We start from the raw sequence: 12,589 nt of genomic DNA on the forward strand, positions 1-12,589 counted from the left end.
TGCCTTTTTCCACGTGGGAGGCGTGAACGGCTCGACTAATGCGCTATGGTCATCTGTCCAGCATCACATATCGCTGCTGGTCAACTATCCCGCTGGTCGCCGAGCGACCCTCTTTAGGATCAGCGAAGCTGGCAGTAAACGGAAAAAGAGGGCGCCGAGCTGACATTCGTCGATGCGACCTTCTTTGTCTGCGAAGCGCCGACTGCGGTCTGCCGTAGAGGGCGGCTTCGCAGCTTCGTGAAATCCGTTGGCGATCACGCTGGAGGTCGTGGTTGCGCCGGCACTGGTTATTACTCATCCTATGCGCAACAGGTTCAAGATCGGACTTTAATCACTGTACGACACCGGCCTTGCGCAGTCCCTCCATGACGAGTTCGAAATCGGCGGGGTTCTTGAAGGGTAAGACTTTGCGACGGTATTCCAAAGAGTAGCCGGGATTGACGCGCAGCACCTCTTGCCAGGTCGCGCGAGCCTCTTCGAAACGGCCGAGGTGCCCGTAACAGGCGGCCAAAAGCGCACGCGAGACATCGGTGACGGGGTTGCGACTCACGCGCTGCAGCAAGAGTTCGACGGCCTCGTCGTACCTCCCCAGTTGAAACAAGGCCCAGGCCTGAAAGTGGAGAACGACATCCGGAAAGTACGGGTTCAGGACCCTCGCCCGATCGAAATAGGCGAGTGCCTCCTCAGATCTGCCTGAATAGAGAAGGGCCTCGCCGAGGCTGACCTGCCCTTCGGCGAAGTTCGGATTGAGCATTATCGCACGCTCGGCCTCGCTGATCGCTCCATCGTGCTGTCGCGAGTAAAGGTTGACCACGCTCAGCGCCCAGTGCGCCACGGGATCGCTATCATCCCGCGCTACCGCTAAAGTTGCAGCGTCTTGCGCTTGCTCGAACGAGCGCTGCGGCGAGTCGCTCCACTGGTTCAGGTAGTCGAGCCCATGGGTAAGGGCGAGGAAGGCGTGTGCCGAGGCGAAGTTCGGGTCCAATTCGACCGCGCGTTGCAAAAGATCGCGGGCGTCGCTGTTCGTTTGCTTCGTCAGCCGGTGCCACAGCTCCCGGCCACGCAAGAAGCAGTCGTACGCCTCGGGATGCCGGGTCTGCCCCGGCGCCAGTCTTTGCCGATCGCCCTCTGTCAGGTTGACCGCCAGCGCGTCGACGATCTGCTGCGTGACATCGTCCTGAACCGCGAATATGTCGGTCAGATCGCGATCGAACCGCTCCGCCCATAGATGCCCGCCGGTGGTCGCGTCGATGAGCTGCGCGGTGATGCGTACCCTGTTCCCCGATTTGCGTACGCTGCCCTCAAGTACATGCCGCACGCCGAGCTTCGTCCCCACCTCCTGCACATGGACGTTCTTGCCCTTGAAAGTGAACGACGAATTGCGGGCGATGACGAAGAGCTGCGACAGCTTCGATAGCGCCGTGATGATGTCTTCCGAGATGCCGTCGGCAAAGTAGTCCTGTTCGGCGTCACCGCTCATGTTGGCGAAGGGCAGGACGGCGATCGACAGCTTCGGCGACGCTGTCGTCGCCGGTTGGCTCGTCGCGGTTTCCGAGGTCGCGGCTGCCTTGGTCCCGGCGCTGCCGACTTGCAGCGAATAGACCCGGATCGGCTCGGCGATGTTCTTGAGCTGCGTCCGGCCGAGGTCGCTGACCGAGAGGTCGAGCCTCGCCTTGACTTGGCGATAGGCATCCTCGGACAGGCAGATCGCGCCCGCCGCGGCAACGCCCTCCAATCGCGAGGCGATGTTGACGCCGTCACCCATCAGATCGCCGTCGCTTTCCTCGACGACGTCGCCCAAATGGATACCGATCCGGAACTCGATGCGACGGTCCTGCGGCACGCCGTCATTACGCTCCACCATACCGTTCTGCACCTCGATGGCGCAGCGCACGGCGTCCACCACGCTGCGGAACTCGACCAGCGCACCATCGCCGGTCCGCTTCACCACCCGGCCATGGTGTACGGCGATCGTCGGATCGATAAGATCGCTGCGCAGTGCTCGCAACCTCGCCAGGGTGCGGTCCTCGTCGGCACCGGCAAGCCGACTGTACCCAACCACGTCCGCGGCCAGGATTGCAGCCAACTTTCGGTTCTCGCTCATGGCGCCGTCTCCTCACTTCCACGATACCAGGGAGACAGAGGGCAAGAAAGAACTTTGAGCCATTGCTCAGAGCGATCTTGGTTGAGATCAGGTTGGCCAAGGCTCGTGTGCACGCTGCCGACGTTGTAGCCCCGGAAATTTCCAATCTCTGGCGCTGGAAGCCGGATGCTGTTCAGATCACGGCTTCCAAAAGTGCCCCCGACACCTATTATGTTGTGCCGTCGGGACCCGATGTTGTGGTTCCGATCGAACTCGGCCCTTTGATGCCGGGTATATTGATGGAACGGCCAACCGGTAGCCAGCCTGACGACCGGTTTAATTGATGGCAAGCATTTTTATCTTCGCGAACGTGACGGATATTGGTCGCTGTCAATTGGCCCTTACGGGTTTAAATCGAGTCAACGGTTGGGGTAGATGCAACGCTCTTCATAGCGCTTCCAAAACTTCCGCGGTCGGTCTTGCCGCCTGCCTGACTACCGAAAGTCGTGCCGTTCAGCGCGGCGTCCGTGAACAAGGTTGGAGAATCGACGCCTCGAAATGGGGCTCCGGTTTCCATCGGGCCACCGGAGGCGGCCCAACGGCTGCCCGGCAAGAGAGAATCGACCGCGTTGTTGGCGATAAACGCCCGGTCCGCTCGGTTCGCTCGGTTCGCGACCGACAGATTTCTCAGTAGTATCCTGGCGCTATTGCTTTCTTGAGGTCGGACTTTCTTGCGAGCGAGGTGGGTAATTGGGAACGGGGTCCGGTCCGCATATGTCTTTTGTACAAAAACGGATCATTGAGATTGCGCAAGCGCTGCGCTGCCTAAAAGGGCGAGGCGTGCTAGGCAGGCGCCCATGAAGGCAGCACAGAACTCGATTATCGTCGTCGGATCAGCAGGGTTATCTCCGCGATAGTGGAAGACCCTGGCGCAGATCATTCTGTCGAACGACTCGCGGATGTCGCACATTTCTCGCCGTTCCACTTCCACCGCATTTACCGCGCGGTTACGGGCGAGAGCGTTGCGGCGACCGTTCGCCGGATGCGGCTTGCGCAGGCGTCTCACAAGTTGGCGGGGACGTCTTCCCCGGTCATCCTTACGGCGCTGGAAGCTGGATACGAAAGCCCGCAAAGCTTTGCGCGAGCCTTTCGAGAGTTCACAGGTCTATCGCCAACGGGCTTCCAAGCGCAGCAGGCCATTGTTGGGACCTTGCCGCCGGTGGCGCTGATGACAGCATCTGCGATAGTCATCTACGGCATATGGCACGACGGTCCCAGCGCAACGATCCCCCATACCTTTCGGCGGCTGCGCAATTGGGCTGAGAAGCGAGGATACGTCTGGTCTGATTACCGCCGTTTTGGTGCATCCTTTGGAGACCCGGAGCAATCGAACGGCTTCCGATATTTCGCGGGTATCCATCTCACGGAGAGCCAGGAGGCGCCGAACGATCTTGATCGATGCGAGCTGTCGGGTGGGTGCTACGCTTCCTATCGCCTCATTGGCCAGTACACCTTGATTTCTTCGACCTTGCAAACCTTGTTCGGCGGATGGTTGCCCCAAAGTGGTCTCGAACCTGACCATCGACCCGTAATCGAAATCTACCGCAATCATCCGGGAACTGTCCCAGATCAGAATCTTATCACCGATCTGCTGATCCCTGTAATCGATCCGATTTCATAAGAAGCTAACTCTGGAGGCGTGGATGCGCGCGAAGGCTTTTTTCACCACGGTGTGGCTGGCTATTATGTCATGCTCTGCTCATTCAGCCGGACTGGCAACGATGACCGTCCCGGCAGATGAGCGCGGACCCGCGCTACAGGCATTCGTGTGGACACCCTGTCGCGTCGAAGCGTCGTCAATTTCGTTCGGGCCGGTGGTCGTTACCGGGGTTAAAGGATGTCCGATCGAAGGCAGCAGCCTACCCCTTATCGTCATCTCTCATGGCCATGCCGGCAGCGCGCTGGGCCACCACGACACGGCGGAAACGCTCGCCGACGCCGGATTCATCGTCGTGGCCCTTAATCATCCGGGCGACAACTACGCCGATCTCCGCCAATCGGGCGATATATCGGCAATGGTCGAGCGGCCGACCGACATCCGGCGGTTGATCGATTTCGTGCTTGCGAAATCGTCTTACGGCAGCAAAATCGATCCTCACAAGATAGGTTTCTTTGGCTTTTCAAGAGGTGGTTACACCGGCCTTGTCTTGGCCGGAGCGACGCCGGACTTTCGCGACCCAAGTGTGCCATGCCCGGAGCCAGCGCCAATTTGCGGAGAAATCCGGCGCAACGAGTTGCCTACCCAACCATTGACCGAGGACAAGCGCATCAAGGTCTTCGCTTTGGCAGATCCGCTCAGCTTCTTCCCGACAAAGCAGAGTCTGCAGGCTGTCGAGAGGCCTATCCAGCTTTGGGCATCCGAATATGGTGGAGATGGCGTCTTACCGCAGAACGTCGCAGCGCTAGCCGCCAACCTGCCGACTAAACCGGATTACCACAGTGTTCCGGAAGCTGCCCACTTTGCTTTTCTTGCGCCATGTTCAAAAGCACTTACCGCGAGCGAGCCGGCCATTTGTACAGACGGCAGGAGTTTTGACCGGGCCGCCTTCCATCAAGAATTCAACAGCCAGATCAGTACATTTTTTAAGCGCTACCTGCACGGCTGAGCTACATGGTCGAATTTTCTTACGGAGATCGATCATTCCGGCTGAATACAGGCGCTTTTTAGGGCCATGGCGCCCGCGGCGGGTTCGAGGCCGTTCAACAGCAAAAGCCGCTTCATGGAAGCTTGTCGGCTGCCACGTAAAATCATCCTGAAACGATCGCCGTTCAATGTGGCGACAGATAATCCTGCCCGCCACAACGAAAATGGCGTTCTTCACGGTCGATTAGGTAGGCCGTGACAGTCAAATCAAGACGATCGGGCGACGTTGCCCGACCGCCTTGACGGATTGTCGCCCCTTAAAGGGATGACCCTCGCACCACGCGATTCAGCTTACCCCCACTTCATCTCAGCCTTTGCAACCTTGGCACCGAGTTCGAGGGAGCCGATGTCGGCGAGATCGGGATATCGCTTGGTCATTGCGGCGATCAGAGCAGCGCTGTCCTTGGCCTTCACTTCTTCTTCATGAAAGGCGACGAGATAGTCGCGCGTGAACTTGACGGCGTCGAGACCCTGCGGCGCGCCTTCGGTCTGATGGGCGGGGATCACGATCTTCGGCTTGCGAGTCGCCAGGTCATCGAGCGCCTTGATCCAGGCCTGCCGCTTTTCGGGCGTGGCTTCGTCGGCGACCCAGACGTGAATGCCCGAAGAAACCAACACGCCGCCGAAGACGGCCTTGAGCGACGGGACCCACAGGTAACGGCGATCGTGCATGTCTGGAACTTCGACGATCTCAATCTTCTCGCCGTCGAGTTCGAGTGCCTTCAGATCCGACGCTGCCGGAATGACGACGTCAGCCAGCTTTTGCGGACCGTTTTCCTTCAGTTGCGGTCCCCAGGTGGCGAGCTTGCCTTCGACGTTGGCATGGATGGCTGCAACCGTGACAGGCTTGGCGATGACTTTGGCATCGGGGAAGGATTCGGCGATCGGCCGGAGACTGAAATAATAGTCGGGATCGTTGCAGCTCACATAAATGGTGCTCAGATGCTTGCCCGTCGACTTGATGGCGTCCGCGACGGCGCGTCCGTCCGACAGAGTAAAGCCGCCATCGATGAGGATTGCCTCCTTCTTGCCGGTAAGCAGCACTGGCGTGCGGCGAAATCCTGTCTCGGGTGCCTGGAAATATTGCCACTTGAGCTTCGAGCTTGCCGCCCGGGAGGCGACGAGGGGCACAATCGAGACGGCGCCGGCGGCCAAGGAAAGTTTCAATGCATCGCGTCTGGTAAACATGCGGGTTCCTTTGTCGTTTGTGGGATTATGCGGCTTTGAGATGCGCCATGAGGTTGTCATAGCTGCTGAAGAGGGCACTCGCGTCCAGAAGGCGCTGATGGCCGTTTCTTTCGATCACCAGGGCCGGAACTCCGTTCGAACCATGGCGGCGGAATAGATTCTGTCCCTCCGCGACAAGTTGCCGATTGGCTTCGAGCAACGCGGTCGATTCTTCGGTCAGGAGGCGGGCGGCCTCGCCGAGTCCTGCGGCAGAGAGCAGATCGGCGAGGACAGCAACGCTGGTGATATCCAGTCCCGTCACATATCGGGCATGCTGGATGAGGCGCAGCGCATCGAAGCGCTTGCGATGATCCGCAAGGCCAGCCGCCGTAATGGCGAGCGTGGCGGCGCCGGAATCGAACAGGGTGCCGGTCTTGTTCAAGACCTTTGAGCGATAGTCCTCGGAGAATGGCTGGCCGCTCAAGCGTTCGATGCGTTGATCGTTCGACCAGGCATAGGCCGCGAACGACGCATCCATCTCACGCGCGCCGGCTCCTGAAAACAGACCCGTCGGGAGAAGGCGGGCGTTGACGCCCGCTAAACGCAGACGCTCGATCATCGGGCTTGCGCCATAGCACCAGCCGCATAAGGGGTCGAAGAGATAAGTGGCTGATAATTCCTGCATGGATCCTGTCCTCTGTTTATTGGGCCAGATCATCTCAGCTCTTGCCGGGTAGAAAAATATCGGTCAATCGTACAGACTGTATGAACTAATCAGACAATGACATGAGTGAGCTCCTCAATCTCAACAGGCTGGTTTTCTTCACCTCCGTCGTGGAGACCGGGTCGTTCACCGCCGCCGGCGAGCGACTTGGTGTCGCCAAGGCCGTGGTCAGCCATCAGGTGGCGCGATTGGAGGAGGAACTCGGCGTTTCACTGCTGATGCGGACGACACGGCGGCTGCATGCGACGGAAGAGGGCCGGGTCTTCTACGACCGCTGTGTGATCATCCTGCGAGAGGCGGAAGCCGCCTATGGAGAAATGTCCCTTCACGCCAGCGAACCCGCCGGCACGCTGACGCTGACGGCACCATTGGACTACGGCGCTGCAGTCGTTGCTTCCGTGGTCGCGTCCTACCGCGAGCGCTTCCCGCAAATGCGCGTCGATCTCATATTCGATGACAGCGTCATTGATCTCGCCAATGGCCAACTGGATCTGGCGATCAGGGTCGGCTGGCTGACTGATATGAGCAACAAAGCCCGGCGCCTGGGCACTTTCCAGCAGTATCTTGTGGCGACACCGAAGCTGGCTGCAAGCTTTCCCAGAGTTATGGAGCCGTCCGACGTGTCGGCGCTGCCCTGGGTCGAGAACGCGGTCCTACGCCAGCCCTTGCGTTGGGTATTTTCTCGGGAAGGCCGTCAATCCGAGATCGTTGAGATGCGCTCTGCTGTGCGGACGGACAAGACACCGCCAGCCTATGCCTGTGTGAAGGCGGGCATTGGCGTTTCAGTATTTCCGGACTACATGGTCGATGACGACATCGCGGCCGGGCACCTGCAGCGATTGGTTCCCGAGTGGACGCTGCCGGCCGGCGGGATTCATGCGGTGCTGCCGATCGCGCGTTTTCGCCCCGCCAAGGTAAGGCGGTTCATCGAGATGCTGCAGATCGCCGAACGGCGGCGGGGAGCGGCCCTGAAGTAGGCTTGGCAATCGTGGATATGCTTATCTTTGAAAGTGTCGCTTGGGTGCAAATAAGTGTGCGGCGCTGGGATTCAAATGCGATCACTGGCAATGAGATTCCCACCATTGCCTTGCACGGCATTATTCTCATGTTAATCAACTGACGATCCGAATCTTATCGGGCGCGCAGATGCAAAAACAAAAATGTACAGTGATTTCAGAGGGGCCGTCAGAGTTGGGTACATCATCCGCAACGTCCAACCAACCGCATCGGGACCGCCGCCGTTCTCTGGCTATTGGGCTCCTGCGTGCCCGCGAGGCGGTGATGAGCCATTTTCGGCCGATCCTCGCTGCGCATGACGTGACCGAACAGCAGTGGCGGGTTATCCGCGTTCTCAGTGAGGCAGGCAGGCTCGATGCGACCGAGGTGGCAGACAAGGCGTCGATCCTAGCGCCGAGCCTTACGCGGATGATCCGATCGCTCGAGGAGCGCGGTTTCATCACTAAGCATAAGGATGAGGCAGACGGCAGGCGGGTATTGTTGCAGATTACACCGGCAGGACAGGCGATCGTCGAGGAAGTCATGCCGGAAAGCCTGAAGGTATATTCCGATATCGACAGCCGCTTTGGGGCGGAGCGGATGGAGCAGCTTCTCGATATGCTCGACGAGTTGGCATCCCTGAGGCTTGAGGGTGGACCTTACGCGGAGGATTGAGTTCTCAGCGTTGAACTAATTAATGTGTTAAACATATTTATTGACGATCCAGCCGAACTATAGCAGTCTTCCTTTATGCTAACGCTGTTGGGAGGCAGAGTTGGATCTCTTGCAGAACCGCAACCTCGTCGATCGCGCTTGGTCGCCGACGCCTTACGATCAATGGGTGGATGAGCTTCAAAGCATCTGTGGGAACTTCAACCCGCATACGATGAAGCGCGGCGATAGTGTGGTCGGTATGGCGAGCCGCATCGATGTCTGCGGCATGGAGTTCGCCCATGTTTCCAACGATTTGGATTATGTTCACCGTGATTGGGACGATATTCGCCGGGATGCCAATGAGCACCTGTTCCTGATCCTGCAGCTTGAAGGCGTCTGTGGCGTCGAGCATTCCGGGCAACAGAACATCCTCGATGTCGGCGAATGCATTCTGGTGGATTCCACCCGGCCGACCACTTTCTATTTTCGCGGACACTTCTCCAATCATCTGTCGCTGCATCTGCCACGGCAATTAATGTATTCGGACCGCAAGGTCGATTTCGATGTCGCCCGTAAGCTTGTGGCGAGCGATCCGATGGCGATGATGCTGCGTGCGCTGATCGCCAAGATGATGACGACGCCGGAAAATGATGTGGCTTCTCCACATCTGCGCCAGTTGATGTTCGATACGACCCGTCAGGCGTTCCTGTCGACCGGCATCCAGACCGCCAGCTTGAACTCGCTGCATGACAGTGCCGGAAGGCGCATGCAAATGGTCGACATTCTGATAGACAAACACCTGACCGATACCGATCTCAACGCCAAATGGCTGGCAACACGATTGGGTGTGTCGATCCGCACCCTGCAGCAGGATTTCCAGGGGATGGGGATGACCTGCACGACTGTCATTCGCGACAAGCGGCTGCGTTTCGCGCGTGAAAAGATCGAGCAGTTGAAGGAGCAACGCAACCCGACGACGATCGCCGAAGTCGCCTATTCTGCGGGCTTCAACGACATTTCCTATTTCAATCGCAGCTTCAAGGATCTGTTCGATTGTGCGCCGAGCGAACTGCTTCGCTCCCCCGAGCCGGCCCATAAATCGGACTGATGCGCACTCTGCGCTCCAGTCCAAGACGAGGCGCGTTTCTCCCCAAGACGGGTGTTGCAGCAATAGCCATAGTCCTCCCGGAAGTCACGGGAGGAGAATATCGTGAAGCAGTATACCCTGCTTATCGGCGGCGAACCTGTCGCCACATCCCATCATGCACCGGTCGCAAATCCGTCTGATAGCAGCGTTGTCGGCTATATGCCGCTTGCCAGCGAAATCGACCTCGACCAGGCAGTCGCTGCAGCCGCGAAGGCCTTCAAGAGTTGGTCGCAGACCTCGAACGAAGAGCGCGCAAAGGCCTGCCGCGACGTCGCGGAGAAGATCAACGAGCATGCCGAGGAGCTCGCCCAGATCCTCACCCGAGAGCAGGGTAAGCCGCTCAACGGTCTCGGTTCGCGCTTCGAGATCGGCGCGGCAATTGCTTGGACACGCCATACCGCCGAGCTCGAACTGCCCGTCGAGATCCTGCAGGATGATAGTGAGGGGCGCGTAGAGCTACATCGTAAGCCGGTCGGCGTCGTCGGTTCGATCACGCCCTGGAACTGGCCAGTGATGATTGCCTGCTGGCATATCGTTCCGGCTGTGCGGGCCGGCAACACCGTCATCATCAAGCCGTCGCCTCTGACGCCACTTTCGACCATCCGCCTCGTCGAGATCATGAACGAGGTTCTGCCGCCGGGCGTCGTCAATGTCATCACCGGCGAAAACAGCATTGGTGCGGCCCTCTCCGCACATCCCGGCATTGCCAAGATGACCTTCACCGGCTCGACGGAAACCGGCAAGAAGGTCATGGCCTCCGCGGTCGCGACCCTGAAACGCCTGACACTGGAACTTGGCGGCAACGATGCTGGCATCGTGCTGCCCGATGCCGATCCGAAAGCCATCGTCGAAGGTCTCTTCTGGGGCGCCTTCATCAATAACGGCCAGACATGCGCGGCGCTGAAACGTCTTTATGTTCACGACAGCATCTATGAAGATGTCTGCCGCGGCCTTGCCGATTACGCTTCCAGGATCATCGTTGGCGATGGCTTGGACGAGTCCAGTATCCTAGGGCCGGTACAGAACGAGATGCAGTACAACAAAGTGCGCGAGCTTGTCGACGATGCGCGTGCCCGTGGTGGCCGCATCCTGACCGGCGGGGCACCGATGGATCGCCCCGGTTATTTTTATCCGATCACGCTCGTCGCCGATGTCGACCATGGCGTCCGGTTGGTCGATGAAGAACAGTTCGGTCCAGCCCTGCCGATCATCCGTTACAGCGACATCGACGAGGTGGTGGCCCGTGCCAATCAGAATCCCGCCGGCCTTGGCGGTTCCGTCTGGTCCTCCGACGCGGAGAAGGCGAAGCGCTATGCGATGCAGCTCGAATGCGGTTCGGTCTGGATCAACAAGCATGGCACGATCCAGCCCAATGCGCCCTTCGGCGGCGTGAAACAGTCCGGAATCGGTGTCGAGTTCGGCATCGAAGGGCTGAAGGAATTCACCACAATCCAGACGGTATTGAGCTGAGCCATGGCGACTTATGACTACATCATCGTCGGTGGCGGCTCCTCGGGCTGCGTGCTGGCAAACAGGATTTCGGAAAATCCGGCGCATAAGGTGCTGCTGATCGAATCTGGCCGGCGGGATTCGGACCCCTGGATCCACATTCCCGCAACCTTCTTCAAGGTGTTGGGCAAGGGCATCGATATTCATCCCTATGCATCGAACCCCGACAAGGGCTTGAATGGCCGGCCGAGCATCGTGCCGCAGGGCAATGTGCTGGGCGGCGGCAGTTCCGTGAATGCGATGATCTATATTCGCGGTCATCGCAACGATTACGACACCTGGTCGCAAATGGGCTGCCAGGGCTGGTCCTACGAGGATGTGCTTCCAGTTTTCCGCTCGCTGGAAAACAACGAGCGGTTGAACGGCCAATTCCATGGGAGAAAGGGGTCGCTGCGCGTCTCCGATCCGCGCCATCGCCATCCGTTGAGTGAAGCCTTCATCAAGGCCGCAACCGAAATTGGCATTCCTCATAATGATGATTTCAACGGCGCGGATCAGGCTGGCGTCGGCTTCTACCAAAGCACGACCTATGGCGGCCGTCGCTGGAGTTCGGCCCAGGCCTTCCTGCGCGAGGCGGAGAAGCGGCCGAACTTGACCGTGCTGACGGAGCGCAAGGTCGCCCGTATCCTGTTTGAGGGGCAGAAGGCGGTCGGCGTCGAGTTGCTCGACGGAACGGTATTTAAGGCATCTCGTGAGATCGCACTTGCCGCCGGTGCCATCGCAACGCCGAAGATCCTGCAGCTGTCTGGCGTTGGCGATGGCGAGCATCTCGCCTCTTTGGGCATCAAGGTCGTCGCCGACCTGCCGGGAGTAGGTGACAACTATCAGGACCATCTGGAAGTGCCGGTGCAGGGCGAGACGCGCGAGCCGATCTCGATCCTCGGCCACGACAAGGGTCTTCGCGCTGCTGGTCACCTGCTGCGCTATCTGACCTCGCATCGTGGGCTCTTGTCTTCCAACGTCGTCGAGTGCGGCGGCTTCGTCGACACGGCCGGGGTAGGACAGCCGGACGTCCAGTTCCATGTCCTGCCGGTCCTGATCGGCTTTGTCGACCGAGACCCCGAGCCCGGTCACGGCCTCAGCATCGGTCCGTGCTATCTGCGACCGCGCTCGCGCGGCTGGGTCCGGCTGAAGAGCGCAGATCCCAAGGAGCAGACGGACTTCAACGCCAATCTGCTTTCCGATCCGGGCGATATCGAGACTTTGGTGCGCGGCGTCGAAACGGCGATCCGCATTCTCGACGCGCCGGCCCTTGCCAAGCTGGTCAAGCGCCGCGTGCTGCCGAAGCCCGGCGTTGAGAAGGACCCGGAGGCCCTGCGCGACTACATTCGCCAGTCTTGCAAGACCGTGTTCCACCCGGCGGGAACGGCCCGCATGGGCCGGGCCGACGATCGCATGGCAGTGGTCGGGCCGGACCTGAAGGTGCGAGGGGTCGAGGGGCTGCGCGTCTGCGACGCCTCGGTGATGCCGACCTTGGTGTCGGGCAACACCAACGCCCCGACGATGATGATTGCGGCAAAGGCTGCCGCCTTCATGACAGGAAAGTCGATTTCCGGCTGAGCCGTAAATCGGGGAAGTAAAGAGCCCGTGGGGAGCGGGACAACA

11 protein-coding genes are annotated in these 12,589 nt (G+C 59.4%); 8 read left to right on the plus strand and 3 right to left on the minus strand.

Features of this window, described 5'->3' with window-relative positions:
• Positions 1 to 331: 331 nt before the first annotated feature.
• Positions 332 to 2,104: an adenylate/guanylate cyclase domain-containing protein gene (locus tag GGD50_RS28605; protein WP_183940506.1), complete on the minus strand. Its 1,773-nt coding sequence runs from the start codon at positions 2,102 to 2,104 to the stop codon at positions 332 to 334.
• 77 nt (positions 2,105 to 2,181) lie between these two features.
• Here GGD50_RS28605 and GGD50_RS32605 point away from each other — a divergent pair, with 77 nt between their 5' ends.
• The 3 genes from GGD50_RS32605 to GGD50_RS28615 all read left to right on the plus strand — a co-directional run bounded on the left by GGD50_RS32605 (position 2,182) and on the right by GGD50_RS28615 (position 4,749).
• On the plus strand, positions 2,182 to 2,427 hold the full coding sequence (locus GGD50_RS32605; RefSeq protein WP_210318994.1) for a hypothetical protein: 246 nt from the start codon (positions 2,182 to 2,184) through the stop codon (positions 2,425 to 2,427).
• A gap of 572 nt (positions 2,428 to 2,999) precedes the next feature.
• Positions 3,000 to 3,764, plus strand: coding sequence for an AraC family transcriptional regulator (locus GGD50_RS33430; protein ID WP_331371045.1), 765 nt, complete (start codon positions 3,000 to 3,002; stop codon positions 3,762 to 3,764).
• Positions 3,765 to 3,786: 22 nt separating this feature from the next.
• Positions 3,787 to 4,749 (plus strand): alpha/beta hydrolase family protein, encoded by a 963-nt coding sequence (locus GGD50_RS28615; protein ID WP_183940508.1) that lies wholly within the window; start codon positions 3,787 to 3,789, stop codon positions 4,747 to 4,749.
• A 329-nt stretch (positions 4,750 to 5,078) separates the two neighbouring features.
• Here the strand turns inward: GGD50_RS28615 and GGD50_RS28620 are convergent, their stop codons facing one another.
• Positions 5,079 to 5,975, minus strand: a complete 897-nt coding sequence (locus GGD50_RS28620; RefSeq protein WP_183940510.1) for an MBL fold metallo-hydrolase — start codon at positions 5,973 to 5,975, stop codon at positions 5,079 to 5,081.
• Between the two features lie 25 nt (positions 5,976 to 6,000).
• Positions 6,001 to 6,639: a DsbA family protein gene (locus tag GGD50_RS28625; protein WP_183940512.1), complete on the minus strand. Its 639-nt coding sequence runs from the start codon at positions 6,637 to 6,639 to the stop codon at positions 6,001 to 6,003.
• Positions 6,640 to 6,740: 101 nt separating this feature from the next.
• Between GGD50_RS28625 and GGD50_RS28630 the strand changes: the two genes are divergently transcribed.
• The 5 genes from GGD50_RS28630 to GGD50_RS28650 all read left to right on the plus strand — a co-directional run bounded on the left by GGD50_RS28630 (position 6,741) and on the right by GGD50_RS28650 (position 12,544).
• Entirely contained in the window at positions 6,741 to 7,655 is a 915-nt protein-coding gene (locus GGD50_RS28630) for a LysR family transcriptional regulator (protein ID WP_183940514.1), read from the plus strand.
• 214 nt (positions 7,656 to 7,869) lie between these two features.
• Positions 7,870 to 8,349: a homoprotocatechuate degradation operon regulator HpaR gene (hpaR, locus tag GGD50_RS28635; protein ID WP_246451591.1), complete on the plus strand. Its 480-nt coding sequence runs from the start codon at positions 7,870 to 7,872 to the stop codon at positions 8,347 to 8,349.
• Between the two features lie 100 nt (positions 8,350 to 8,449).
• The gene (locus GGD50_RS28640) at positions 8,450 to 9,436 is read left to right on the plus strand and encodes a helix-turn-helix domain-containing protein (RefSeq protein ID WP_183940518.1); all 987 of its coding nucleotides are present in this window, start codon (positions 8,450 to 8,452) and stop codon (positions 9,434 to 9,436) included.
• A gap of 102 nt (positions 9,437 to 9,538) precedes the next feature.
• Positions 9,539 to 10,945 carry an aldehyde dehydrogenase family protein gene (locus tag GGD50_RS28645; protein WP_183940521.1) on the plus strand — a complete coding sequence of 469 codons (1,407 nt, stop codon included), beginning with the start codon at positions 9,539 to 9,541 and terminating at the stop codon, positions 10,943 to 10,945.
• A gap of 3 nt (positions 10,946 to 10,948) precedes the next feature.
• Positions 10,949 to 12,544, plus strand: coding sequence for a GMC family oxidoreductase (locus GGD50_RS28650; RefSeq protein WP_183940523.1), 1,596 nt, complete (start codon positions 10,949 to 10,951; stop codon positions 12,542 to 12,544).
• The last annotated feature ends 45 nt before the right edge of the window (positions 12,545 to 12,589 follow it).

The sequence above is a fragment of the Martinezella paranaensis genome, assembly GCF_014200235.1.
GTDB classification, from domain to species: domain Bacteria; phylum Pseudomonadota; class Alphaproteobacteria; order Rhizobiales; family Rhizobiaceae; genus Rhizobium; species Rhizobium paranaense.